General features: G+C 71.1%; 16 protein-coding genes and 1 pseudogene. 5 read left to right on the top strand and 12 right to left on the bottom strand.

Annotated features, from left to right (window positions below; genetic code table 11):
- The first annotated feature begins 111 nt into the window (after positions 1 to 111).
- A complete protein-coding gene (locus OG966_RS03145) occupies positions 112 to 408 on the top strand; it encodes a hypothetical protein (RefSeq protein ID WP_326647783.1) in 297 nt (98 codons plus the stop codon).
- Positions 409 to 574: 166 nt separating this feature from the next.
- Here OG966_RS03145 and OG966_RS03150 read toward each other — a convergent pair whose 3' ends face one another.
- The 4 genes from OG966_RS03150 to OG966_RS03165 all read right to left on the bottom strand — a co-directional run bounded on the left by OG966_RS03150 (position 575) and on the right by OG966_RS03165 (position 7,050).
- Positions 575 to 931: an STAS domain-containing protein gene (locus tag OG966_RS03150; RefSeq protein ID WP_326647785.1), complete on the bottom strand. Its 357-nt coding sequence runs from the start codon at positions 929 to 931 to the stop codon at positions 575 to 577.
- A gap of 287 nt (positions 932 to 1,218) precedes the next feature.
- Positions 1,219 to 3,438 (bottom strand): NADP-dependent isocitrate dehydrogenase, encoded by a 2,220-nt coding sequence (locus tag OG966_RS03155; RefSeq protein WP_326647787.1) that lies wholly within the window; start codon positions 3,436 to 3,438, stop codon positions 1,219 to 1,221.
- A gap of 175 nt (positions 3,439 to 3,613) precedes the next feature.
- Positions 3,614 to 6,025, bottom strand: a complete 2,412-nt coding sequence (locus OG966_RS03160; RefSeq protein WP_326647788.1) for a SpoIIE family protein phosphatase — start codon at positions 6,023 to 6,025, stop codon at positions 3,614 to 3,616.
- Between the two features lie 503 nt (positions 6,026 to 6,528).
- A complete protein-coding gene (locus OG966_RS03165; RefSeq protein ID WP_326655067.1) occupies positions 6,529 to 7,050 on the bottom strand; it encodes a DinB family protein in 522 nt (173 codons plus the stop codon).
- Positions 7,051 to 7,492: 442 nt separating this feature from the next.
- Between OG966_RS03165 and OG966_RS03170 the strand changes: the two genes are divergently transcribed.
- On the top strand, positions 7,493 to 8,866 hold the full coding sequence (locus tag OG966_RS03170; protein WP_326647789.1) for a hypothetical protein: 1,374 nt from the start codon (positions 7,493 to 7,495) through the stop codon (positions 8,864 to 8,866).
- Between the two features lie 401 nt (positions 8,867 to 9,267).
- Positions 9,268 to 12,552 carry a GH92 family glycosyl hydrolase gene (locus OG966_RS03175; protein WP_326647791.1) on the top strand — a complete coding sequence of 1,095 codons (3,285 nt, stop codon included), beginning with the start codon at positions 9,268 to 9,270 and terminating at the stop codon, positions 12,550 to 12,552.
- A 125-nt stretch (positions 12,553 to 12,677) separates the two neighbouring features.
- Here OG966_RS03175 and OG966_RS03180 read toward each other — a convergent pair whose 3' ends face one another.
- The 7 genes and pseudogenes from OG966_RS03180 to OG966_RS03210 all read right to left on the bottom strand — a co-directional run bounded on the left by OG966_RS03180 (position 12,678) and on the right by OG966_RS03210 (position 23,037).
- Complete coding sequence (locus OG966_RS03180) at positions 12,678 to 15,092, bottom strand: SpoIIE family protein phosphatase (protein ID WP_326647792.1); 2,415 nt, start codon at positions 15,090 to 15,092, stop codon at positions 12,678 to 12,680.
- Between the two features lie 162 nt (positions 15,093 to 15,254).
- On the bottom strand, positions 15,255 to 15,911 hold the full coding sequence (locus OG966_RS03185; protein WP_326655068.1) for a GMC family oxidoreductase: 657 nt from the start codon (positions 15,909 to 15,911) through the stop codon (positions 15,255 to 15,257).
- A gap of 48 nt (positions 15,912 to 15,959) precedes the next feature.
- A pseudogene (locus OG966_RS03190) lies at positions 15,960 to 17,089 on the bottom strand (GMC family oxidoreductase N-terminal domain-containing protein); the annotation flags it as partial.
- Positions 17,086 to 18,477 carry a hypothetical protein gene (locus tag OG966_RS03195; protein WP_326647793.1) on the bottom strand — a complete coding sequence of 464 codons (1,392 nt, stop codon included), beginning with the start codon at positions 18,475 to 18,477 and terminating at the stop codon, positions 17,086 to 17,088. The gene OG966_RS03195 and the pseudogene OG966_RS03190, both read right to left, overlap by 4 nt.
- Before the next feature lie 23 nt (positions 18,478 to 18,500).
- A complete protein-coding gene (locus OG966_RS03200; protein WP_326647794.1) occupies positions 18,501 to 19,187 on the bottom strand; it encodes a FadR/GntR family transcriptional regulator in 687 nt (228 codons plus the stop codon).
- A 176-nt stretch (positions 19,188 to 19,363) separates the two neighbouring features.
- Entirely contained in the window at positions 19,364 to 21,442 is a 2,079-nt protein-coding gene (locus OG966_RS03205; protein ID WP_326655069.1) for an FUSC family protein, read from the bottom strand.
- 149 nt (positions 21,443 to 21,591) lie between these two features.
- Positions 21,592 to 23,037, bottom strand: a complete 1,446-nt coding sequence (locus OG966_RS03210; protein ID WP_326647796.1) for an MFS transporter — start codon at positions 23,035 to 23,037, stop codon at positions 21,592 to 21,594.
- Positions 23,038 to 23,365: 328 nt separating this feature from the next.
- Here OG966_RS03210 and OG966_RS03215 point away from each other — a divergent pair, with 328 nt between their 5' ends.
- Both OG966_RS03215 and OG966_RS03220 read left to right on the top strand, forming a co-directional pair.
- Positions 23,366 to 23,845, top strand: coding sequence for a hypothetical protein (locus OG966_RS03215; RefSeq protein WP_326647797.1), 480 nt, complete (start codon positions 23,366 to 23,368; stop codon positions 23,843 to 23,845).
- Positions 23,846 to 23,864: 19 nt separating this feature from the next.
- The gene (locus OG966_RS03220) at positions 23,865 to 24,761 is read left to right on the top strand and encodes a DMT family transporter (RefSeq protein ID WP_326647799.1); all 897 of its coding nucleotides are present in this window, start codon (positions 23,865 to 23,867) and stop codon (positions 24,759 to 24,761) included.
- 43 nt (positions 24,762 to 24,804) lie between these two features.
- Here OG966_RS03220 and OG966_RS03225 read toward each other — a convergent pair whose 3' ends face one another.
- Positions 24,805 to 25,479, bottom strand: a complete 675-nt coding sequence (locus OG966_RS03225; protein ID WP_326647800.1) for an alpha/beta fold hydrolase — start codon at positions 25,477 to 25,479, stop codon at positions 24,805 to 24,807.
- Between the last annotated feature and the right edge of the window lie 8 nt (positions 25,480 to 25,487).

A 25,487-nucleotide genomic window follows, 5' to 3' on the forward strand; every position in this document is an offset into this window, starting at 1 on the left:
GTGCCGCCGCTCGCCCCGGTCTCTCAGGGGACTCGGCGCCTCGTCCGGCGCACTGGCCGGATCAAGGAGATACGAGTCGCGAATGCGAGGTGGCAGTGTGAGGCTGGGAGGATGAGCTGGGCATCGTGGACGACCACCGGAGTGTACTCAGGGCGCGGAGGAGTGCTCACGGACGAGGTCGGCGTCGTCACCGGGGACCTCACCGTGCACACCACCTGGGCAGACGGTGAAGCTCGCGTCGCCGTGCAGTACAGCGGGGCGTCGGACTGGTTCACGATGTCGGGCAGCCCGACCGCCTGCCCTTCCGAGAGCGAAAGCCGCGATCTTCACGACGCCGTGGTGCAAGCCGTGCGGGACGGTGACGCCGCCACCGTCCCGTGTATGCCGCCCCGGACCTCGATGCAGTGATACCCGGTTCGCGACCTGGTGGTCTCGGGGAGCCGGTCAATTGTCTTGCGAGGCAGAGGAATTCAGGGGCGGGTTGGCCGGGCGCGGGTGAGGCAGGCCGGACACGTCGAATACCTCGTCGGCACCCGTCACACGAAAAGTGTGACTGCGTCCTTCCGTCTGCGGCTCAGGCGGTGGGTGGTTGCCAGGCGGTTTCGGCGGCCTGAGCGGTGGGGTGGGTGGGAAAGACGTGATCCAGGCCGACGATGCGGAAGATCCGGCTGACGCGGTCGGGCACCGCGGCCAGGACGACGCCCGCGTGGGCTTCCAGCGCGCGGTTGCGGGCGGCGGTCAGGACGGTGATGCCGCTGGAGTCGCAGAAGGTGATGCCGGTGAGGTCGATGACGAGCCGTTGGCCCGCCTGGAGGACCAGTTCCGGAAGGAGCTCACGTACCTCCGGGGCGCTGTGGTTGTCGAGATCTCCGGTGAGTTCGAAGACCGGCCCGGCGGCGGTGGTGCGGGTGTGGACGGTCAGCTGGGTCACGGCTGCTCTTCGCGTGCCCGTTGGCTGCTTGCCCCGATCCACAGCGTTCTCCCACACCGCCCGCTCCTCGAGCCGAGTCAACGGACGAGGAAGCGGAAGGTCGCGATGCGGACGAACGCCGCACAGACGGAACCGCCCCGTCCGGACGACAACGCCGGACGGGGCGGAACAGGTACGGACGGAGGGGCGGTCGCCTGCGCGGTGACAGGTCTCATCGGGCTTCAGCGGGCTGATCGCCGCCTGGGCAGCGGCAGGACCCGGACCCCCTCACCCGTCCGCGGCCCGCGTCAGCCGAGGGTCGCGATGGCCTGGTTGAACGTCGCCGACGGACGCATGACCGCCGAGGCCTTGGACGCGTCGGGCCGGTAGTAGCCACCGATGTCCACCGGCGAGCCCTGCACGGCGATCAGCTCGTCGACGATGGTCTGCTCCTGCTCGCTCAGCGTCTGCGCGAGCGGGGCGAACGCCTTCGCGAGCTCGGCGTCGTCGGTCTGCTTCGCCAGCTCCTGCGCCCAGTACAGCGCCAGGTAGAAGTGGCTGCCACGGTTGTCGATGCCACCCAGCTTGCGGCTCGGCGACTTGTCCTCGTTGAGGAACGTACCGGTCGCGCGGTCGAGCGTGTCGGCGAGGACCTGGGCGCGTGCGTTGCCCGTGGTCTGCGCGAGGTGCTCGAAGCTGACCGCGAGCGCGAGGAACTCGCCCAGGCTGTCCCAGCGCAGGTAGTTCTCCTTGACCAGCTGCTGGACGTGCTTGGGCGCGGAGCCGCCGGCGCCGGTCTCGAACAGGCCGCCGCCGTTCATGAGCGGGACGACCGAGAGCATCTTGGCGCTGGTGCCCAGCTCCAGGATCGGGAACAGGTCGGTCAGGTAGTCACGCAGCACATTGCCGGTGACCGAGATCGTGTCCTCGCCACGGCGGATGCGCTCGAGCGAGAACGCGATCGCCTCGACCGGCGACATGATCTCGATCTGCAGACCCTCGGTGTCGTGCTCGGCCAGGTACTCCCGGACCTTGGCGATGAGGTTGGCGTCGTGCGCGCGGCCCTCGTCGAGCCAGAACACGGCCGGGTCGCCGGTCGCGCGGGCGCGGGTGACGGCGAGCTTGACCCAGTCCTTGATCGGCGCGTCCTTGGTCTGGCACATGCGGAAGATGTCGCCGGCGCTGACCACCTGCTCCAGCACGGCGTTGCCCGCCTCGTCGACGACCCGCACCGTGCCCGTGGTGGGGATCTCGAAGGTCTTGTCGTGGCTGCCGTACTCCTCGGCCTTCTGCGCCATCAGGCCGACGTTGGGCACCGAGCCCATCGTGGCGGGGTCGAAGGCGCCGTTCGCGCGGCAGTCGTCGATGACGACCTGATAGATGCCGGCGTAGCTGCTGTCGGGGAGGACGGCGAGGGTGTCGGCCTCCTGGCCGTCCGGGCCCCACATGTGACCGGAGGTCCGGATCATGGCCGGCATGGAGGCGTCGACGATGACATCGCTCGGTACGTGAAGATTGGTGATGCCCCGGTCGGAGTCGACCATCGCCAGTGCGGGACCCTCAGCGAGCTCGGCCTCGAAGGACGCCTTGATCGCCGCGCCCTCCGGCAGCGACTCCAGACCCTTGAGGATGCCGCCGAGTCCGTCGTTCGGGCTCAGGCCGGCCGCGGCGAGGGCCCCGCCGTGCTCGGCGAACGTCTTGGGGAAGAAGGCCCGCACCACGTGACCGAAGATGATCGGGTCGGAGACCTTCATCATCGTGGCCTTCAGGTGCACGGAGAACAGCACGCCCTCGGCCTTGGCGCGTGCGAGCTGCGCGGCGAAGAACTCACGCAGCGCCGCCACCCGCATCACCGACGCGTCCACGACCTCGTCCGCCAGCACGGGTACCGACTCGCGCAGGACGGTGGTGGTCCCGTCGTCCCCCGCCAGTTCGATGCGCAGCGAGCCGGCCTCGGCGATCACCGCGGACTTCTCGGTGGAGCGGAAGTCGTCGGCGTCCATGTGCGCGACGTTCGTCTTCGATTCGGGCGTCCACGCGCCCATCCGGTGCGGGTGCGCCTTGGCGTAGTTCTTGACCGACGCAGGCGCACGGCGGTCGGAGTTGCCCTCGCGCAGCACCGGGTTGACGGCACTGCCCTTGACCTTGTCGTAACGCGCGCGGACGTCCTTGTCCTCGTCGGTCTTCGGGTCGTCCGGGTAGTCCGGCAGCGCGTAGCCCTGCTGCTGCAGCTCGGCGATCGCAGCCTTCAGCTGCGGAATCGAAGCCGAGATGTTCGGCAGCTTGATGATGTTCGCCCCGGGCGTCTTGGCCAGCTCGCCGAGCTCGGCGAGTGCGTCGTCAATACGCCGGCTCTCCTCGAGACGCTCGGGGAAGCTGGCGATGATCCGCCCCACCAGAGAGATGTCACGGCTCTCGACCGTGACCCCGGCCGTCGAGGCGTAGGCCTCGACCACAGGCAAGAACGAATACGTCGCCAGGGCCGGGGCCTCGTCAGTGTGTGTATAGATGATGGTCGAGTCAGTCACCGGGTGCTCCGCTCCACGTCTGCAACATTGCTCGACATCAAGATATCTCGTGACCGCCCCCCTCTCGACAGGGCCCTGCCCCACCGCGGCGTACAGCCGTCGGCCGGGTACGCCTGTCACGGCTGCGCGCGGGCACACCGGCGGTGATCGCGCGCAACGAAACCCGTACGCCCCGTCAGAGGTCGCGCCGGGGCAGGACGACGTCGGCGAACACGTGTTTGCCACCGCCGAGCGGCACGGAGCCGTACGCCGCCGAGACCGCCTCGACGAGCAGGATCCCCCGGCCACCGGTCGCCTCCCAGTCCATACTCGCCGGTTTGACGGGCGCGCGCGGCGACGAGTCGCTCACCGCCACCCTCAGCCGCTCCGCGGTGAAGGTGAGGTCGAGGCGCACCTCGCCCTGGGTGTGCACCAGGGCATTGGTGACGAGCTCGGAGACGATCAGCAGGATCGCGTCGCGCTCATCCGTCGTCACGTTCCAGGAGCGCAGAGTGCGGGAGGTGAAGCGGCGCGCGTGCGCGACTGCGTCGGGCAGCCTCCACACCGTCCAGGCCGCCCGGAGCGGCCGGACCCCGATCCCGTCGTACCGCAGCACCAGCAGGGCCACATCGTCGTCGCGCCGGCTGACGCCGCCGAGCAGCTCATCGGCCATCCGCCCGGCATCGGACGGATCGGCAGTGGACAGGATGTCGCAGACGCGGCGCAGGCCGTCGTCCAGGCGAAGGCTCGACGACTCGACCAGGCCGTCCGTCAGCAGCGCGAGAACCGCGCCGGGGGCGAGCGCGACCGCGGTCATCGGGAACTCCGCCTCCGCCACCACGCCCAGCGGCGGCCCGCCCTCGACCTCCACCTCCCCTGTGCTGCCGTCGGGGGTACGGACCAACGGCGGCAGATGTCCCGCCCGCACGCACCAGGCGTCTCCCTCCTCCATGTCGATGGCGACATAGCAGCAGGTGGCGAACAGGTCGGTTTCCATGCCGACGAGCAGGCGATTGGCGCGGGAGACGACCACGTCGGGCGGGTGGCCCTCCACGGCGTAGGCCCTGATCGCCGTACGCATCTGGCCCATGATCGTCGCGGCGCCCGCGTTGTGCCCCTGCACGTCCCCGACGACCAGCGCCACATGGTTCTCCGCGAGCGGGATCACGTCGTACCAGTCGCCGCCGACCGCGAGTCCCACCGTCGCCGGCAGATAGCGGGCGACGGCCACCGCGCCGGACAGCCGCGGGAGCTTACGGGGCAGCAGGCTGCGCTGGAGCATCGTGGCGAGCTCGTGCTCGGCGTCGAGCGCACGGGCGCGCAGCAGGGCCTGTCCCACCATGCCCGCGGTCGCGGTGAGCAGGTACCGCTCCTCGGGGCCGAACGCGTGCGGCTCGTCCCATCCGACCAGGCAAGTGCCGACCACCCGGCCCTCGGCCGGGAGCGGCAGGACGGCGAGACCACCGGGGCCGACGCCGCTGAGGCCCGGTTCAAGGGTGGAACCCGCCGTCCACAGGCTCATACGGCCCTCGCGCACCGCGGCCTCGAGCGTGGGCAGCGCGCCCGCGGGCGCATCGGGCCACTCGGACCTCCATTCGGACCGCCAGAGCCCCGGCCAGGCATCGGGTTCCGGAGGATCGAGGACCGTGACCACCAACCGGTCGCCCTCCAGCTCGGCAAGAGCGACCCGATCGGCCTCCAACGGGTCGCGCAGGGCGGCGACGACCGCTCTGCTGACGTCCCGGACGGTCATCGCACCGGCCAGCGCGACGGACAGTCGCTGCACCCTGGAGACCTCGTCGGCGGTGGGCCGCAGATGCGAGGCGTCGGCGACCACGCCGAGCACCCGCTCCGGTGTGCCTTCGCTGTCGGCCAGCACCCGGCACCGCAGGCGCAGCCAGCGCAGTTCACCGGTGGGGCGGCGGATGCGGAACTCGAGTTCGCGGCCGCCGGAGGTCATCTGGCCCGGCTCGACGATGGACATGAGCGCGGGCAGATCGTCAGGGACGGTGTGCGCCAGCAGCGTCTCCACCCGCCCGTCGAAGTCGTCCCGCGGGATGTCGACCAGATTGAGCACCCGGGCGTCCGCGTCGATCCGCCCCGAGCTCAGGAGCAGGGTGAAGGAGCCGACACAGAAGCGGTCCAGGGCGGGGCCCAGCAGCGGCCGGGATCCCGCGCGGCCGTCGTGGGAGGAGCCGGGCTCACCGCCTGCTTCGAGCCAGGCGGTGACCTGGTCGGCGTAGAGCTCCAGAAGATTGCGCCGGTCGGCGTCGAAACCGTCCGCGACATCGTCCACGACGACCAGGCAGCCCAGCGGACCGCCGTTCCCACCGAGCGGCAGTGCGCCGAGCGAGATGTTGGCGGGCAGGATCTCCGGGGGGTTCTCGCCGTAGGCGGCGATCCCCGCCGCGTTCAACCACAGGGGGCGGCCGGTCTGGAAGGCGTCCACGACGGGAGCACGACCGGAGAGGAGATAGCTGGGCGACAGCCCGTACAGGGCGCCGGACCCTCCCGCCGACTCCGCCAGCTGCAGACTGTCGTTCCTCTTGCCCAGCACGTAGACAGCGGCCAGCACCGCCCCGCCGAAGACCCTTATCCGCTCTCTCACAGTCCCCAGCGCCCCCGAAGCTGGAAGCGGACACGCTCCGCACGGACCACCTGGTGCCCCCGAAGCTGGAAGCGGACACGCTCCGCACGGACCACCTGGTGCCCCCATGAGCTCGGTGGCGCCATCGCCGGACGTCTCATCTTCCCTCGCCTCCGACCGGTCTTCGCAGGGCGAGCCGCCCTCCGAGGAGGTACACCCACCTCGTCACGCGTCTGGGACCAGTCACTTCCAGCCTAGGGAAGGCGGGCGCCGCGTGCGGGCTTCTACGTGGGTTCCGCAGCTCCGATCTCCTGAGACCGGACGCCCGCCGGGCTCCGCGGCGGTCCGGCCGACGTCAGCGCCGCGGCAATTCCGCGGCGGATCGGGGCCCAGGACCTGGGGCGGCGGCGGTCCCCGGTCTGCGTCGACGACGACCGAGCGAGCGTGATCGAAACGGTGCGGCGCCCGTCGAGTGGCTGGTTCCCGTCGAGGACGCCGGACCGGCCCGATGAAGAAGGCAGAGCCTACTGACCCACTCTTCCGTCGATCCGCTCGCGCAGAAAGTCTGCGTGGCCGTTGTGCCGGGCGTACTCCTCGATCATGTGCACCAGGACCTCGCGGAGCGAGATCCGCTCCTCGCCGTTGGTGCCGGTGACCTCAAGGTCGGGCGCCTCGGCCACGAACCGTTCCGCGAAGGCGACCTCGGCCCGCCAGGTGTCCCACGCCTGCGCGACCACCTCGGGGTCGGGCACCGCGCCGTCGAAGTCCCCGTCGCGGTCGGTGTCGGAGCGGTAGTGCCGTGGCACGTCCTGCCCGGCCATCACCCGCCGGAACCAGCTCTGCTCGACCCCGGCCAGGTGGCGCACCAGCCCCAGCAGCGACAGGTCGGACGGCTCCACCGAGCGACGCGCCATGGCCTCGGCGTCGAGACCGGCGCACTTCATTTCCAGTGTCAGGCGCTGATCGCGCAGAAATCCGACGAGCGTGGCGCGCTCCCCCTCGAACCCTCCATCGGTCCGCGGATCGTCATCGGGGTGGAGGAACATGTCCCACCATCCAAAGCTCCGAGCGGGCTGATCCTCCAACGGCCCTTCGGTCAGGGGGTCGTTGTCGGGGGACGGGTTCGACTCGATGCCGGGCATACCCAGGAGCATCGACGGCCCGTACGGGATCCGCCACACGTTTTCCGGCGCCACGGTCGGCCGGCATCCTCGACAGCGAGGGCGGAGCAGCACAACGGGCCCTGCGCCAAAGGCTGTTGAGAGAAACAGAGGTCCCGCCGTCCACCCTCCTGACCGCGCATGACGCGCTCCTCCGTGTACACGGCGGCGGGGCCGCGATGTGATCGAGTTCATTCCCCCGATTCGCCGGAATCTACGCGATGCCCGTGATGCGTGTGGGATCGTACGGCCAGTTGTTACTCGCCGGTACTTGCGAGTTCCTCCCCTGTTGCGCGTCTCCCCCAACACACGCTCCGAGGATTCCTACGTGCGTAAGCTCCCTGCCAGACATGTCGTGTTAGTGACTCTGGCTTCCATTTCCCTGCTCGCAACCGGCTGTTCGGCCGGGAGCGGGACATCACCCTCCACCGCCGCCGAGGCCCAGCACCCCACCAGCATCGCGAACCCGGATCCCAGTCCCTCGCGGCAGCTCGCCGTGGCCGGGGTGCCCGACGGGAAGCCGACCGCCGTCGCGCGGGCGGGCGGCGACGGGCAGGCGAAGAAGTCGCCGCTGAAGGTAGCTTCCTACGACCGCGGCAGTCGACGGGCTGTCATATCCAGTGCGCAGAAGCCTCCTTCAGGGGCCACACCCGCCGGTGACACACCCGCCGCGGGCGACATCATCGCCAGCGGCCCCGCGCCCGGAGCACCCGACGGGCTGCTCGCCAAGGTCACCGACGTGGCGGGAAAGACCGAGAAGGGCACCGAAGTCAAGACCGAACCCGCGACGCTCAGCGCGCTGCTCGGTGACGACAAGGCCCAGGGCACGGTCCCGGTCGATCCGGCGACCGTCGACGTCGAGCCACTCGTCCAGGGCGTGAAGGTCTCCTGGGCGAAGGCCGGGAACATCCATGTCGGCCCTCAGGGCGCGAAGTTGCCGCTGGGAAGTCTGCGGATCGATGTCGGAGCGGCGGTTCCGCTGCCGGTCACCGAGGGCGCTCCCGTGGCGGGGGCGGCGTCGGTCGCCGGCTATGTGCAGCTGGCACCAGAGGTCGAGTTCTCGTACGACGGGTCCTCCGTCCTTACGCCGGACGCCGCCTTCCTCGGGCTGACCGGTGACTGGACGTCACAGTGGCAGCTGAAGGGCAAGGCCGTCGCGGGCGGCAAGCCGGTGCGGATTCCGTTCGCAAAGCTGCACGCCGATCCCGTGATCCAGGTCGGGCCTGTGCCGGTGGTGGTGAACCTCGACCTCACGGCGTACGCCCAGGTGGCCGCGGACGGCACCGTCACCGTCGACATCAAGCAGGACCTCAAGGGTGACTTCCGGATCGGCGGCAGCTACTCGAAGTCGGGCGGATGGAAGCCGGTCAGCACCTCCGACATGACCGGCACCCCGGTGCGGGCGAAGGTAACCGCGGCGGGCAAGGTGAAAGCCGCCCTCGGGGCCGAGGCCACGGTCGGGCTGTACGGCGCGGTCGGCGTCACCGCCGATCTCGCCCCCTACCTACGAGGCGAGGCCACCGCTGCCGCCACACCGGGGGCCGTCGTAGGAGCCTGGAAGATCTACGGCGGGGTCGATCTGACGGGATGGCTGCAGCTGCAGTTGTCCATCTTCGGTACGCCCGTCCTCCAGCACCGCATCCCGCTGGGCAGCCTGCACCGGGAGTGGCCGCTGGCACACGGCGAGGGCGCAGTGGCCTGACGTCCGGAAACGGCAACCACGAGCCCCTGCCGGGAAATTGGGCAGGGGCTCGTGGCGGTCCCACGGGCAACCGACCGTCACGGGCAACCGACCGAGCTTCCCGGCGGCGCTCAGCACCGTGGCGGGTGAAGACCGCTTCATGACGCGCCCCTCCGGGTTGCCGACCTTGAACGGGCGATGGCTTGTTCGACCGGCCGAAGCGCGACAACGTTGTCAAAAGCGAGATGCCGATCAGTAGAGCGCCAACCACCCGGTGTCGTCAAGGCTGTTCGGGACGAGGGTTCGGCGTGTCGAGCACACGCGACGAGGGTGCCCTTACGGGATGCGAGGGATGTGCGGTACGGTCCCCTCCGGCTTGTTCGACCCGTCGTGCGTGGCCCTTCCGACAAGGCAGGACCGCCATGCCATTGAAGCTCCCGGCCGCCTTCGCGGCCGCGGTGCTGACCGTGGGGCTCACCGTGCCCGCGCTCGCCGCTCCCGCGGCGGCGGACACGGCATTGCCTCTGGTCAGTGATCCGACCGCCTACGTCAACCCGCTGATCGGCAGCAGGAACGGCGGCAACACGTTCCCCGGCGCCGTTCTCCCGCAGGGGATGCTCTCCTGGAGCCCCGAGAACACCCGCGGAAACGCCACCCGCACCGCCGCTCCGGGCGGATATCAGTACGACGCCACCCGCATCCGCGGCTTCAGCCTGACCCATATGTCCGGCACCGGCTGCGCCGGCGGCTCCGGCGACGTCCCGTTCTTCCCGTACGCGGGCGAGGTCACCTCCTCCCCGGCCGCGGACACGAAGGACGCGGTGTACGCGTCCGACTTCAGCCACGCCGACGAAACCGCCGAGCCCGGCCACTACACGGTCGGACTGAAGTCCGGCGTCACCGCGGACCTGACCGCCACCACCCGCACCGGCTCCGGCCGCTTCACCTTTCCCGAGGACAAGGCGGCCTCGCTCCTCATCCGCAGCGCCAACTCGGAGGTCGGCTCCACGGACGCGCAGATCGACATCGACCCGCAGCGCCGTACCGTCTCCGGCTCGGTCACCAGCGGCAACTTCTGCGGTTACCTCGATCCCGAGGGGCGCCGCAGCTACTACACAGTCCACTTCACCGCCACCTTCGACCGCGCCTTCACATCCCACGGGACCTGGAAGGACGGCGAGTTGAAGCCGGGCGCCACCAAGGCCGACGGCGGGACGGGCGGCTTCGGCACCGACGGCCGCCCTGTCGCGGGCAAGGGCTCGGGCGGATACGTGCAGTTCGCGCCCGGCAAGGACCCGGTCGGCGTGAAGGTCGCCATCTCCTACGTCGACCAGAAGGGCGCCGAGGCCAATCTCGCCGCCGAGAACCCGCCGTCCCGCTCGTTCGACGACGTACGGCGGGCCGCGCACGAGGCCTGGCGTCGCGAACTCTCCGCCATCCGCGTCGGCGGCGGCGCCGACACCGACCGCACCACCTTCTACTCCGCGCTCTACCACGCCCTCCTCCACCCCAATGTCGTCAATGACTCCGACGGGCGGTACGCCGGCAGCGACGGCAAGGTCCACAAGGTAGGAGGCAGGCAGAAAGCCCAGTACGGCACCTTCTCCGGCTGGGACGTCTACCGCTCGCAGCTCCAGCTGCTGACACTCATCAAGCCGCACACCGGCTCCGACATCGCCCAGTCGCTGTACAACCTCGCCCGCCAGAACGGCGGCCTGTGGGACCGGTGGATCCACAACTCCGGCGGTACGCACGTCATGAACGGAGACCCGTCACCCGCCGCGCTCGCCGGCATCCACGCCTTCGGCGGCCACGGCTTCGACTTGGGAGGAGCACTGGACTCGCTGGTCAAGGCAGCGACCGTACCGACCGGGAAGGACCTCAGCCCGGCCGGAAAGCCGATCCTCTCGGTGGGCCAGCGGCCGTCCCTCGACAAGTACCTGGCCGGCCACTACATGCCGTCCGTCTCGAACGCCTGGGGCGGCGCGGCCGAGACCCTGGAGATCTCCGGCGCAGACTTCGCCCTCTCCCAGCTCGCCACCGCAGCAGGCAGGAAGAAGACGGCCGCGTCGTTCGCCGAGCGCGCCCAGTGGTGGCAGAACAACTTCAACGCGGCGGCCGACCCGACCGGCGGATACATCGCCAACCGCAAGGCCGACGGCAGCTGGGTCACCGGCTTCACACCCTCCACCGGCAACGGCTTCGTCGAGGGCACCGCGGCCCAGTACACCTGGATGGTCCCGCACAATGCCGCCGGTCTGTTCGCGGCGATGGGCGGCAAGGACCGGGCCGCACAGCGCCTGGACTCCTTCTTCCACAACGCCGACGGCAGCTGGGCCTTCACCGGCAGCGGCGGCGACAAGTCCGAGATGGACAACGAACCGTCCATCAACGTGCCCTACCTGTACGCGTACGCGGGCCAGCCGCACAAGACGCAGGAGACCGTACGGGCCGCGATGCGGAAACTGTGGTCCACCGCACCGGAGGGCATCCCGGGCAACGACGATCTCGGCGCCATGTCCTCCTGGTACGTCTTCTCCGCGATGGGCATGTACCCGCAGGTGCCTTCGCGCGCCGAACTCGTCCTGTCCTCCCCGCTGTTCCCGCTCATCCGGATCGAACGCGGCCACCGCGACATCACCGTGAGGGCACCGGGCGCGGCCGCCGACGCCCCGTACGTCCAGTCGCTGAAGGTCAACGGCGCGACGAGCGACAAGCCGTGGCTGCCCGCCTCCTTCGTCACCCGTGGCGGGAGCCTGGACTACACCCTCGGCAAGGAACCCGACCGCTCCTGGGGTTCGGCCGCCGACAGCGCCCCGCCGTCGTTCCGCACCGGCGAGCAGCCCTACCAGATCGGCGTCGGACCGACCACCGGGACCATCGCTCCCGGCGGCTCACTGACCGTCAAGGTCGCGGCTGTACAGGTGAGTTCGGGCGAGGGACCGGACGTGGACTTCAAGGTGACCGCGCCGGCCGGACTCACCGCCTCACCCGCCTCCGGCACGGTCGGCCCGAACGGCACCGCCGAGATCAAGCTGACAGCGGGTGAACGGACGGCGGAAGGCTTCTACGATGCCGAGGTGACCGTCTCAAGTGACGGCGGCCCGGCCGTGAAGCAGCCGGTCACCCTCACTGTCGCGAAGCCCGGCAGCCTGCTCGCCGCGTACAACAACGTCGGCGCCTCCGACGACGCGGGCGACCACGACGAAGCCGACTACGACGGTGGCGGCTGGAGCTACTCGCGCCAGGCACTCACCGGCGCCGGACTCGCGCCGGGCGCCAAGGGCACCACCCAGGGCCTTGAGTTCACCTGGCCGGCATCACCAGTTGCTCGCCCCGACAACGCCTCTGCCACCGGCCGGACGATCGACCTCGCGGGCACGCCGGCCACGCTCTCCTTCCTCGGCAGTGCCGTCAACGGCAACCAGGAGGCGACGGCGAAGGTGACGTACACCGACGGCAGTTCGGGCACAGCCGATCTCTCCTTCACCGACTGGACGGTCGGCGGCGGGGGCGGCACCGTCCAGTACGGAAACGAGACCGTGGCCAGGACCCCCTACCGCAATGTCAGCGGCGGCGACAAGGACGTGGTGGACGCCTACATCTTCGCCACCAAGTCCTTCCGCGCCCCCTCCGGCAAGACCATCAGGAGCGTGACGCTCCCGGACAACCAGAACATCCATGTGTTCACGGTGGCGCTGGGCTGAGATACCCGACCGGGCTGCCCACCCGCCGATGTCCGCCGGCGTGGTGCCCGACCGCGCGACCGCACAGCAGTCGCCCCGCCCCTTCTCGGGCGGGGCGACTGTCTGCAACGCCCCGGCCCGGTCCCTCATCCCTCCGAAGGAAACGTCTGTTCCGTCCAGATGGTCTTCCCGGACTCGGTGTAACGCGTTCCCCATCGGTGAACAAGCTGCGCGACGATGAACAGCCCCCGCCCGCCCTCGTCGTCCTCCGCACTGTGGCGCAGGTGTGGCGAGGTGTGGCCGCTGTCCGCGACCTCGCATACGAGCGTGCGATCACGGATGAGACGCAGACGCAACGGGCCCTCCGCATGCCGGATCGCATTGGTGACCAGCTCGCTGACGACGAGCTCGGTCGAGAACGACAGCTCTTCCAGGCCCCATTCGTGAAGCTGTCCGGTGGCCAGCTCCCGGGCATGGCCCACTGCGACCGGTTCGGCGGGCAGCTCCCATTCGGCCACCTGCCCGGCGTCGAGTTCACGGGTACGGACGATCAGCAGTGCCGCGTCGTCCTCTGTCGTACCGTCCGGCAGGAGTCCCGATATTACGCGGTCGCACAGTTCATCCAGTGACCCGCCGGGGTCGCCGAGCACCCGTCCCAGGTTGTCGAGCCCCTGATCGATGTCGCGGTCACGGGTTTCGACCAGGCCGTCGGTGAAGAGGGCCAACAGGCTGCCCACCGGCAGCTCGATCTCCATGGACTCGAACGGCAGGCCGCCGAGCCCCAGCGGCGGCCCGGCCGGCAGATCCGGGAAGGACACGCGGCCGTCGGGGTCCACCACCACCGGCGGCAGGTGCCCCGCCCGGGCCATGCTGCAGCGTCGCGAGACCGGATCGTAGACCACGTAGAGACAGGTGGCCCCGGTGGCGTCGTCCTCATGAGTGGCGGGCGTGCCGAGTGCTTCCGCCTGTTCCTCCGCCGCCGTGCCCACCAGATTGTCGAGTCTCATGAGCAGTTCGTCCGGGGCCAGGTCCAGCTGTGCGAGCGCGCGTACGGTCGTGCGCAGCCGTCCCATGGTGGCCGCGGCCTCCAGGCCGTGGCCGACCACATCCCCGACGACGAGTCCGACCCGGGTTCCGGAAAGCGCTATGACGTCGAACCAGTCGCCGCCGACCCCTGTCAGGTTGTCCGTGGGCAGATAGCGATGGGCCAGGTCGACCGCCGACGGCTGCGGCAGATGTTGCGGCAGAAGGTGGCGCTGCAGGGCGAGTGAGGCGGTGCGTTCACGGGTGAAGCGCCGGGCGTTGTCGATGCACACCGCCGTACGGGCCGCCAGCTCGTCGGCGAGTGCGACCTCGCCGTTCTCGAACGTGGCGACCGGGGCACTGCGGAGGAAGGTGATGAGTCCCAGCGTGTCGCCCCCCGCCCGCAACGGCACGACCAAGGTGTCGTCCACCAGCGTGAGCCCGCCGGAGGAGAGGGCGCGGTACTGCGGCGAACCAGGCGGGTAGGCGACAGGCGAAGGCCGACGCGGCTCCTTCGGATCGCCGGGGCCGCCCGGCCCGCCCGTCGCCCGGGCGGAGCGGGAGGCGGCCCGTACGAGAGCAGGTGCCCCCCGGCCGTCGGCGGCCGGCACCTCGCCCTCCAGTACCTCCTTCAGCAGGTCGACCGTCACGGTGTCGGCGAACTCCGGGACCGCCACCTCGGTGATCTCCTCGGCAGTGACGATCACATCCAGGGCCGTGCCGACTGCGCGCCCGGCCTCGACAAGCAGGGCCAGCCGCCGCTGGGCCTCGTAGCGATCAGTGATGTCGAACGCGTCCTCGCACAATCCGAATACATGCCCGTCGGCGTCCTGCAACCGGTAGTAGGAGCATGACCAGAGGTGCGTTTTTCCGGGGTCGCTGGGCGGCTCACCGCGAAAGTGCAGGTCGACGATCGGCTCGCCGGTGTCGAGTACGTGGTGCATGACGGCGTCGAGAGTGTCCGGGTACCCCTTGGTCACAAACCTGCCCTCGGAGTACATCTCATCGGCCCGCAGGCCTCGGAACTCGGCGAACGGCAGCCCGATCTCCCGTTCGTATGCGGCATTGCACCACGTCAGGCGCAGGTCGGTGTCATAGATGCCCAGCCCGACGGGCGACTGGGTGGCCAGGCCGTGCAGCAGGGCCAGCCGGGATTCCCACAGCCGTAGCTGCTCCAGTTCGGCCGCGACGAGCACACGAGCCGCCGCGCCGGCGCCGGGCAGGGGACACTCCAGGGTTGCGACCAGCAGGCTACGGCCGTCCCGGTGCTGGGCGACGCGGATCTCACTCCCGCTCAGCGGCGTGCCCGAGGCCGGGGCGGGCTCCTGATCCGCAGCGCTTTCGGAGGCCTGCCGGGGCGACAGGAACGTCGCCAGCGGCCGTCCGACGATCTCGTTCTGCGGGTAGCCGAGGAGACCCTCCGCCGCGTGGCTCCATCCGATGACCGTGTCCTGGGCATCAAGTACCACCGTGGCAGCCCTGGCGACGTCGAGCGGGCCACGGAAATCGGCAGTTTTCGCCGCGCTCAACGTGCTCATGGCGCCACACCAGCCCGGTTCATTGCCTCCAGAATCCGCCCTGACACGGACCGGCACAACCGCAATGGGCCCGGCGGACGAGCATCCGCCGGGCGCCCGGCCGCCGACCGGGCGCCGTGCGCGGTAGGGAAATCCGTGGTAGCCGCACGACGGACTGTCCCGTCACCCGCGCACATGGCCCTCGGCGACGGCCAGTGCCGCGGCCATGATGCTCAGCTGCGGATTGACCTCCGGGCATCCCGGCAGTACCGCGCCGTCCGCGATCAGCACTCCGTGCACGCCGCGCAGCCGCCCTTCCGGGTCGGCAGGGAAGCGCTGCGCGTCGGCGCCCGCGGACACCGTGCCCGTGGGGTGGTACGCGGACAGGTGCAGCCGACGCGGGCCCACGTGCGCGAGGGTCTCGTCCAGTTCGGACAGGGTGCGGACGCGGGGCGCGGTGGGGATGCCGGTGAGGACCTCCTCCGCGCCCGCCGCGAAGAGCAGTTCCCCCATGGCACGCACGGCGCGTATCAATCGGTCCCCGTCGCGCCGGTCCAGGTCGTAGCGGAGCAGGGTTCGCTCCCGGCCCAGTACCCGCCCGGACGGACGGTCGGCGATCATCGCTCCGAGCGTGGCCAGCCGGTCGGCGCCCTCCAGTTCGCGCCGCAACTCGCTCCCCAGGCCCGGCAGCACGAAAGAGCCCATGCCCGGCGGGGTCGCAGTGGCCTCGATCAGTACGCCCTCGCCGTGCAGCTCCTCCACACCGACACTCTGCAGCACTCCCTCCCAGGCGGTGACCGGCTCGGCGAACCGGCCGGCGACGCTGGTCGCCGGGTGCACGCTGAGGTTGCGGCCGAGCCGCGGATGCCGGCCGAGGCCCGAGCGGCGCAGCAGGGGCGGCGACTGCAGGGCGCCCGCGGCGACGACGATCAGCGGGGCGAGGATCTCGAATTCGCCGCCCCCTCCCGTCGTACGAGAACGCCCGCCGCGCGCGGGCCGCCCGGACGGTCGGCGTCGACCAGCACCCGCCGGGCCTGCGCGCCGGTGACGATGCGGGCTCCGGCGGCGCAGGCATCGGGCAGGACCGACAGCTGCACGCTCTGTTTGGCGCCGGTCGGACAGCCCACGACGCACTGGCAGGATCCCTTGCAGCCGGTGGCGTTGCGGCGCAGGGGCGCGGCTCGCCAGCCGAGGCGTTCGGCCCCTGCGAGGGCGAGCCGGCCGTTGTTGCCGATGACGTCCAGCGGCTGGGTGGCCACCCGCAGCGTGCGTTCGACCTCGTCGAGGTACGGGCCGAAGCGCTCGGCGGGCGAGAAGCCGAAGTCGCCGCTCCAGCGCGCCAGCACATGGTCCGGAGTGCGGTAGCACGTCCCGGAGTTGACGACCGTCGTGCCGCCGACCGCCCGGCCCACCGGAAGCAGCAGTGGTGGACTGCCCACGGCGACGGTGGCCCCGCCCTCCCGGTAGAGCTCCGCGAATCGGTCGAGCGGGGTGCGCCGTCCGAAGGACGCCGTGGAGTGGTGCTGCCCTTCTTCCAGTACGACGACGCGGAACCCGGCCCGGGCCAGGGTCCGTGCGGCCATGGCACCGCCCGCGCCGGATCCGATGACCACCGCGTCGGCGATGGAGCGCGCCGGCCACTCGTGAGACGGCGTGCAGTCGAGCGGTGGATCCTCGCGCGCCAACTCAAGGGCGCGTACGCCGTGTTCGAGCATGCGCTCGGTTCCGGCAGCGAGCAGGACCGGCACCTTGAGTACATCGAGGAGCGGCAGGAGCGCGGGGCGCGCCGCGAGGGCGGCGAGCACGGTCTCGCGCTCCGCGGCGGTGAGCGCGGCGAGTCTGCGCCCGGTCCGTGCCAGGGCGTACGCGTCGACCGCGCCCGCCGCCGCCCGTACCCCGGCACGGGCATGCGGGGGCATCGAGCCGATGACGGCCTCCAGCCTGCCGGGGACCCGGGCGGGCCAGCCGGCGGTGCCGTCGTCGGCGATGAGCGCGGCCACGAGACCGTCGAGACTCATCGCGTGCCCACCTCCGCGTGCGCCGTGCCGGCCAGGGTCCACTCGGCCTCGGTGCGCCAGCCGCCCCACCACCAGCGCTGCAACAGGACGTGCGCGTCGGCGCTTTCACTGTTGCGGCAGATCGCGTGGGAGCCGTCCGGGTCGGTGTAGGCGAGCGCGAGCGTGCGGTCCTCGGGCTGGGTGACCTCGACGCGGATGCGGCGCAGGCCCGCGCGGCCGGTCACCGTCCAGGTGGGCAGCCCGATGGCGGAACGGAACCGCCCGAGCCCGGCCCAGCCGACCGCCGTGCGCTCGGCCCGCCGCGGCCAGGTACGGCCGCCCCGGCGCAGCCGCAGAAAGACCAGCGGCGGCAGCCGGCGCAGTCCGGGCCGCATGGAGACCGCCGCCACGATCTCCAGCACATCGCCCGCGCCGAGATCCGCGTGCAGCCAGGCCCAGCGGCGCGCGTTGCCGTGGCCGTAGATCCGGGCGGAGGCTCCGGGCGCGCCGACCGGCGTCACGGTCGTGTTCTCGTACGAGAATGTCCCGCCGTACGAGGCCCGGGCGGCCGGCAGCATCTGCGCCGCCGGCAGCAGGGGGCGACGCCAGGACCAGCGGGGAAAGGTGAACAGCGCTGCCCCCTCGGCCTGTTCGGCCAGATCCCAGCGTATGTCGCCCGCCGAGCCGGAAAGCCGTCCGGGCCCTGCGGAGACGCCGTCCGCGGTGAAGCCGTCCCCGGTCCCGGTCCATTTCGCGGGGCCGAAGCGGGCGTGCCGTACCGGACCGTCCTTGGGGAACACGGCGGCCCAGCCGTGCGCGAATGCCTCGGATCCGTCCGCGGGCGCGGTGAGCTCGTGGTGCAGCCACAGTCCGGTGCCGGTCGCGGGGTCGGTCAGGGTCGTGTACCAGACTTCGGTGCGGCCCGGCTCGCCGTTCCAGCGCGGCGCCAGGTGTGAACCCGCGTCCTCCTGCCACGGGAACCGGAAGCTCGCGAGGAAGGGCACGAGCCCCGTCGTCACCGGGAAGCGCAGGGTGCCTTCGCCTGCGCGCGCTCCCTCCTCGTACAGCGTGAACGGCAGCACCGTCATCGACGTCAGCGGCCTGCGCGGCGTCACGGACTTCCAGCCGTCGAGGGTCAGGCGGCGGTCCCCGGCCGTGAAGGAGATCCGGTAGCGGATCCGCCGCCTGGCCAGCGGCGAGATCTCCAACTCTCCCTCGGCGCAAGGGTCGTCGGCGCATCCGGCGATTCGTATCCGGCCGGTGATCCGCGCCTCGGTCGTGCCGCGGGGGCGCAGCACGCGGTCCGCGGCCGCGCTCAGGTCGAGGCGGACCGCGCGGGCCCGGTCCTCCCCCTCCAGCCTGACCGTGCCGAGCATGGTCTCCCGGAAAGCGGTGCCCCTCGTGCCCATGGTTCTCCTCCGCGTACGTGTACTCATGCGAGGCCCTCCAGCATGATCCGCTCCGTTGCCGTCAGATATGTCTCCGCGGCTCGCCGAGCGCCACTCCCGTCGCCCGCCGCCACGGCTTCGACCACGGGTTGCAGCCTGGCGTGTGCTGCATCGGGGCTGGTGAAGGGGCCCACGAGGGCGGCCCGCACCGGCAAGTAGGCGTTGAAGAGAGTGTTGGTCAGCAGCACGTACACACGATTCCCGGTGGCACGGGCCAGCGCCCGGTGCACCTCGATGTCCGCGAGCTGCACCGCGTCTCCGCCCTCGGCCACCCGCACCGCCGCCAGCAGGGCGCGCAGCTCGGCCCGGTGCTCCTCGGTGGCGCGGGCCGCTGCTCGCTCGGCGATCAACGCGCCGATGCTGCGCCGCACTTCGAAGATTTCACCGATCCAGTCCGGGCTGTGCCTCACCAGCATGGGCAGCAGATCGGCACCGCCGAGTCGCGCGTAGTCGCGCACCCGTGTGCCCACTCCGTGCCGCGTCTCCAGCAGTCCTGCCTGGACGAGGCGGCCGAAGGCGTGCTTGAGGGTGGTACGGGTGACGCCGTATCCGTCGGCGAGTTGGCGCTCCGGCGGCAGATAGCTGCCGGCCGGATGCCGCCCGGCGAGGATGTCCTCGCGCAGCCGGGTCTCCAGGACATCGACGATGGTCTCGCGGGGCAGCGCCTCCATGCCGTCCCTCCTTCGCTGTTCAGTGGATGAGTGGCTGAGCCACTGAATCAGTGCCGATGGGCGAAGTCAATGAGTCGCTTCGTCAGTCGCCCTTCGGAGTACGCCGATTGAGGCGTGCAAAGGCCTCATGAGCAGGACCCCCCACGGCGCACCGAGGAGTAGCGGTTAGGCCGAGGTCAACTTCGTCCGACCGCCGCTCCTCGCCATGAGGGCGGCACCGAGCTCTCGATGCGGGCGAGTTGCGCGGTGAGGCTGCTCAGCCAGTGCTCGAGGTCGATCAGCATGGGCAGGGGTGCGCCGCCGCCCGGTACATCGGGAGGTCTGCGGTACGCCGGGAGCGCAGGCGGCTGCCTCTCCCCGGCGCAGAGCGCCGCGAGCCGTTCGGCTGCCAGTACGAGCCGTTCGGCCGTCGTACGGGCCCATGCGGCGGCCTCCGGGGTGACGGCGACCGTGGGCTGATCGAAGCGGGGCAGCCATTGAGCACCGACCAGGATGTGGTTCGCCGCGATGAGCACGGCATGCCAGTCCATGAGCACGGCCGACGGATCGCTCGGTTCGCTCCGGTACTGCAGGTACGCGGCCTCGGCAAGGCGCAGCCGGTGCAGGAGGGGGAGCGTGGGCGGCAGAGGTGCCGCTCCTGGCGGCGTGGCCAGGAGCACCCCGACAGTCCCGGTGATCAGCGGGCCGGAGGAATGCAGCAGCGCGGCCATGGTTCTTCGCACCTCGTGCCGGGCACCGGCCGGCCAGGCGAGCAGCCCGCACAGCAGACCGATCACGCTGCCCGCGAGAACGTCCACGATCCTGTCCGCGGCCAGCTGCCAGGAAGCGGGGGCGATCTGGGCGAACGCTGCTGACACCACGAGCGTGAACAGAGCCTGCGCCCAGGCGATCCCGAACAGTGGCCCGAGCGCGAACGCGGCCAGCATGCAGGGCGCGAGGACCGGCGCGAAGGCATCGGTGTGCCGTCCCACGACGAGCAGCAGTGTGCCCGCCGCGACCGCGCCGACGAGGGTGCCGAACAGCGCCGGACGCACGGCCTTCCAGGTCTCCGCGGCAGTGGTACGGCTGAGAGTGAGCACGGCGAGCAGCACCCAGAAGCCGTGGGTCAGATCCAGGGAGCCTGCCACCAGCCGGGCGGCGCCCAGCCCGAAGGCGGTCCTGATGGCGTTCTGGAACTGGACCGAATGCAGCGTCATATTGCCGGCGAGGCGCCGCCACCACAGGAGGGAGGTACGCATGTCGGCATACCAGAAGAGTTCGCGCGGCTGGATCGGCGGCGTGCGCCTGCCGTCCAGAGCGACCCGTACGGCGGTCTCCAGAACCCGGGCCGACTCGGCCGTGGCCAGGACCGCGGCCTGACGGCGGAGCAGCGGGAGGGGGAGCACGTCCTTCGGCGGTCCCGTCGCCTGCGTGATTCGCAGGGCCTGGAAGTCCCGTATCGCCGTCTCCAGGTCCGGGGACCCGGGCTGCGGGGGCAACCGGCCGGCGCGCAGGGCTGGCGCGGTGGCGGCGCAGAGTGCCGCGATGCGGTCGAGGAGATCGGCCGAGGCAGTGTCGGCGCCCGCGCCGCGGCCGATCGTGCCAGTGGCGGCCGTGCCGACGAGCGCCGTGGTCTCGCCCAACCGCGCCAGTAGGTCCAGCAGTCGGCGCGCGGCGGACCCGGCCTGTGTCAGGGCCCGGTCCACCCGCCCTGCCCCGGCGGGCCGTTCGGCGGGCGGAATCTGGGAAAACCGCAACTCCCGGCCGGTCGCCCTGAGCCGGTCCGCCGCACCGGCGGCCGCCTCGGCGGGCCGGCCCCTGGCTGCATCCGCGGCGGCGCGGCCCGCGATCGCGATGGCGTCCGCGAGGCTCTCCCGGTACGAGGTGGTCGGCGGCTCGGGCAGCAGGAAGCGCTCGCAGGCGACGAGCAGCAGCACGCCCAGGGTAAGACCGGTCAGCCGCTCCCCGAGAGCTTCCGGCGCGTAGGGCGGGAAGCAGGCCAGGATGTAGAAGAGCTGGAGCCCGGGTGCCGCGCCGGCCGGGCGGGGCCCCGCCACCGCCGCGAAGGCGAGGACGAATCCGACGACCAGCATCCCGATGACCGCCGCCCAGGTGTGTACGGCCAGCATCGTCCCCAGCGCGACCAGCACCAGGCCCACCGGCAGCGCGCGCAGCATCACGGCCGCCCGCTGCCGCCCGGACCCGGGGATCGGTGACAGCATCCCGAGCGCCACCGGCCCGAACAGGGCGTACAGCGCGGTCGCCGGCCGATCCATCCCGTACACGAACGGATAGAAGCCGGCACAGGCGGCCGCGGTCACCCGGACAGCCCGGCGCACGATCGGTGCCCTCTCCGGATTGCGCCAGGCGGATCGCCAGGCGGATGGGTGACGAGCCTTCCGCGGTTGGGCAGTGCGTGTGCCGGTCACGGCCGGGCCTCACGGGTACTGCCGCCCGCGTCCGCGGGCGGCCAGGGCGCGTGCATGGACAGCGCCGGGACCTTGCCGTGGACGACGAGCCGGTGGCGTACGGCCATGACGACGACGGACGCCAGCAGGATCACGGCTCCGCCCACGCGCAGGATCGCGTCGTAGGCGTCCTCGGGCGGATACTCCGGGGCCATCGCCGTGATCGTGGCCGCCGCGGCCGCGAGGGCGACGGCACCCAGGGTGACCAGGAAGGTCAGCAGGACGCCGGACGCCTCGCCCGCGCGGGCGGGTGGTACGACCTGCTGGGTGGCGACGCTGGAGAAGGTCCAGCCCAGCCCGAGGCCGAGCCCGCACCAGGCGAACACGGGGACGTACAGCCACCATGCCGTGACGTTGCCGAGCGCGATCATCCCCGTCCCGGCGATCGCTCCGGCGAGGGCCATTACCGCCGTGGGACGCATCCGCGGTGCCAGCCGGGCCCCCAGCGGCCCGGTCAGAGCCACGACTGCCGCAGGGGCCAGGAACACGACCCCCGCCATGAGCGGGGACAGGCCACGCACGCCCTGGAGATAGAGCGTCGCCAGGAACACCGTGACGGCGTAGCCCATGTTGGCGACCGTGCCCATGCCGGTCACCAGGACGTACGGGATGTTGCGGAACAGGCGCAGGTCGACCAGCGGATGCCGGGCCAGCCGTTCGCGCAGCAGGAAGAGGCCGCCCGTCAGCACCGCGGCCCCGAAGAGTGTGAGGGTGCGGGCGCTGTCCCAGCCCCAGGCGCTGCCGCGTTCCACCGCCAGCGTGAGGGCGGCCAGACAGCACACGATGGTGCCGCATCCGATCAGATCGAGCTGGCGGGGCGCCGAGGTGTCCCGTGAGTCGGGGACGTACACGACCGCGATGAGGAGCCCCAGGGTGCTGAGCAGCGCGAGCAGCCAGAAGATCCAGCGCCAGCCAGGACCTTCGGTGAAGCCGCCGCCCACGAACGGGCCCAGTGCGGTGCCGATGTTGGCGATACCGAAGGCGGCGCCCAGCGCGCGGGCCCGGCTCTCCTGAGGGAAGGCATTGCTGACCACGGCGACGGACACCGGGAAGACAAGGCCGGCACCAATGCCCTGGACGATCCGGGCGGCCACCAGCACCGCCAGCCGGGGAGCGAGCACGCACCCCACGGAACCGGCCGCGAACAGCGCGATTCCGACGAGCAGGATGCCCCGCCGCCCGAAGACGTCTCCCAGTCTGCCGCCCACGATGAAGAAGCAGCCGAGAGCGAGCATGTACGCGGAGAGGGTCCACTGGGCGGCCGAAGGCGATACGCCGAACTCGTCCGCGATTCCTGGGATGGCGAGGTTCAGAGCGAAGAAGTCGACCTGAATGCAGAACAACGCGACCGCGACCGCGGTGAAGGCCCCTTTCCGCGCGGCCGATGACGTCTCTGCGCGCATGCGCACATTCCTCTCAGCCGACTCAGTCGCATCGTCGCGAGTGGGTCGGGCGGGCGCCCTCGTCCCATTGTCGGCTCACGGTCGCCGGTCCGCAGCCCGGCCGGTCCGGATCGGATCGCGGGGGAAGGCGGTCCGGATCGCGGGGAAAGGCGGTCCGGGGCCACCATGGCAGGAAAGTGCAGACGGCCCGTTCCGGCGGCGGTGCCGGCCGCCGGACCGATCCGGAACATGGGAGGTCGCATGTCTTTCCGAGCGCGCTGCACCGCTGATCTGGGACACGATCGAGCGGTACTTCGCTCTGCTGCAGGCCCATGCGCCGGCGGAGCGGATGCGCGAGGCAGTTCTCACCGACGACTTCCGTTCGGGCTTCGTCGACGGACTGATCTGGCAGGGCGAGCAGGGGCTGCGGGACTTCCTCGAGGCCCGTGCCGAGTTCTTCGACGAAGCCCACACCATGGAGCAGATGTCCCGGCCGGAGCGGCTGCCCGACGGCCGCTGGCGCGCCCACACCCGCCTGGACTTCTTTCTGCGACACCGGCTCGACGGATCGCCGGTGAGCGACACCTTCACCGGAAAGGCGTTCCACGTCTGGGAGTTCGCTCCACCGCTCGAGCCCGGTAAGGCACCGGGTGACGGCCGGCCGTCCGAGTCAACGGATGACACTCCGGCCAACGGGCGGCCAGGAGACGGGAACGACGGCGACTGGCGCGTCGCGGCGCAATTGGTCGAAGGCTTCGCCGGTCTCGACGCGAACGCCCGACGACTGTTCTCACAGCCCGCATCCGGTCTGTACCTCGACGACCGCTGACCTCCGGAGGCCGACCACGGTGCGCACCCTGCTGCCGGTCTTCTTCGCGCTCGGCGCGGCACTCTGCAACGCCGTCGCCACGGTGCTGCAGCGCCGGGCGGCCGTCAGCGTGCCCCGCTCCGACGGCTTCCGCGCCGGGCTGATGCTCGATCTGCTGCGGCGCCCCGTCTGGCTGACCGGGATCCTCGCCGTCATCGCCGCCGCGGTCTGCCAGGCGGTGGCCCTGGCGACCGGGCCGATGACGGTGGTCCAGCCCCTCTTCGTCCTCGAACTGCCACTCACCCTGATCGTCGCCTCGCTCCTGATGCGCCGGCACCTGCCCCGCGTCGGCTGGATCGCCGTGACCGTTGTGGTGGCGGGCCTCGGCGTCGCCCTTGCCGCCTCGTCTCCCGCGGGCAACCGCACCCATGTACCGCTGGACCGCTGGGTGCCCGCGCTCGCGGTGTGCGCCGGAGCCGTCGTCGTGCTCGCCCTGGCGGCGCTCAGACGCCCTGAGGGCCGGGCCCGCGCGGCCTGTCTGGGTACGGCCACCGCCATCAGCTACGCGCTGACCGCCGCACTGATGAAGGCGGCGATGCACATCCTGGACGACGAGGGGGTCGCGGCCTTCTTCACCGCCTGGCAGACCTATGCCTTCGCGGCGGCAGGCGCGGGTGCGCTCTTCCTGCTCGAGAACGCGCTGCAGGCCGGCCCCCTGGTCGCCTCCCAGCCCGCGATCACTCTCGGCGACGCGACGGTGAGCATGGCCCTCGGCATCATCATCTACGAGGAACACGTCCGCTCCGGCTGGTGGCTGCTGCCGCAACTGCTCGGCGTCGTCATGATCGCCACGGGTGTCTTCGCGCTCTCCCGGATCCCGCTCACCCGGACGCTCGTCGCTCCCGATCAGCAACGGCAAGGTGCGGACGTCCCCTGAGGCACCCCCCGGACGGACCGGCAACCGTTACGCGCCCGACGGTTCATGAGCGGCAGACCATCTCGGCCAGTTCCGCCGGCCGGCTGAGCGCAATGAGGTGTCCACCGGGCATGTCCTCGACGCTGATGCCGAGTCGTTCCTCGACGATCCGGCGCTGGAAATCGATCGGGAAGAACCGGTCCTCGCGGCCCTGCACAAACCGCGTGGGGACATGCGGCCACTCCCGCAGCGGCCACGGCTGGGTGAACAGGGCCGCGGACGGCTCGGAAGCTCCCTGAGCCATCGCCTCCTCGGTCACTTCCCGCGGAACGTCGTGGAAGAAGTCGATCAGCAGATCGAACTCGGGGTCCGGCCCGCGTCCTTGCTGGACCGCGAACGCCGAACGCGCCGCGGCCTGGCCCGTGTTCTCCCACCACTGCCCTGCCGTCTCACCGTAGGCCGGCACCATGGCGTTGACCAGAATCAGCTGGTCAACCGCCACTCGCTCGCAGACCAGGGGCGCGGTGAACCCGGCGAGTGACTGCGCCACAAGCACCACACCACCTCGGCCGCCGATCGCCCGCACCACAGCGTCCACGTGCTCGGCGAGCCCCGCGGAGTTTTCCCGAGGCAGGTCGACGGCCACCACGTCGTGTCCCCGCCGACGCAACTCCGGCACAAGGCGATGCCAGTACCAGGCGCGGCCGTCAGCACCGGGGATGAGCACGTACGTTGCCATGCCACCAT

Source organism: Streptomyces sp. NBC_01750, from assembly GCF_035918095.1.
Taxonomy (GTDB): domain Bacteria; phylum Actinomycetota; class Actinomycetes; order Streptomycetales; family Streptomycetaceae; genus Streptomyces.

Bases quoted from the DNA above. Each gene is read 5' to 3' on its own strand.
- OG966_RS03145 (WP_326647783.1), top strand. From the start codon at position 112: ATGAGCTGGGCATCGTGGACGACCACCGGAGTGTACTCAGGGCGCGGA.
- OG966_RS03165 (WP_326655067.1), bottom strand. From the start codon at position 7,050: ATGTTCCTCCACCCCGATGACGATCCGCGGACCGATGGAGGGTTCGAG.
- OG966_RS03175 (WP_326647791.1), top strand. From the start codon at position 9,268: ATGCCATTGAAGCTCCCGGCCGCCTTCGCGGCCGCGGTGCTGACCGTG.
- OG966_RS03180 (WP_326647792.1), bottom strand. From the start codon at position 15,092: ATGAGCACGTTGAGCGCGGCGAAAACTGCCGATTTCCGTGGCCCGCTC.
- OG966_RS03195 (WP_326647793.1), bottom strand. From the start codon at position 18,477: ATGGGCACGAGGGGCACCGCTTTCCGGGAGACCATGCTCGGCACGGTC.
- OG966_RS03200 (WP_326647794.1), bottom strand. From the start codon at position 19,187: ATGGAGGCGCTGCCCCGCGAGACCATCGTCGATGTCCTGGAGACCCGG.
- OG966_RS03205 (WP_326655069.1), bottom strand. From the start codon at position 21,442: ATGGATCGGCCGGCGACCGCGCTGTACGCCCTGTTCGGGCCGGTGGCG.
- OG966_RS03210 (WP_326647796.1), bottom strand. From the start codon at position 23,037: ATGCGCGCAGAGACGTCATCGGCCGCGCGGAAAGGGGCCTTCACCGCG.
- OG966_RS03215 (WP_326647797.1), top strand. From the start codon at position 23,366: ATGCGCGAGGCAGTTCTCACCGACGACTTCCGTTCGGGCTTCGTCGAC.
- OG966_RS03225 (WP_326647800.1), bottom strand. From the start codon at position 25,479: ATGGCAACGTACGTGCTCATCCCCGGTGCTGACGGCCGCGCCTGGTAC.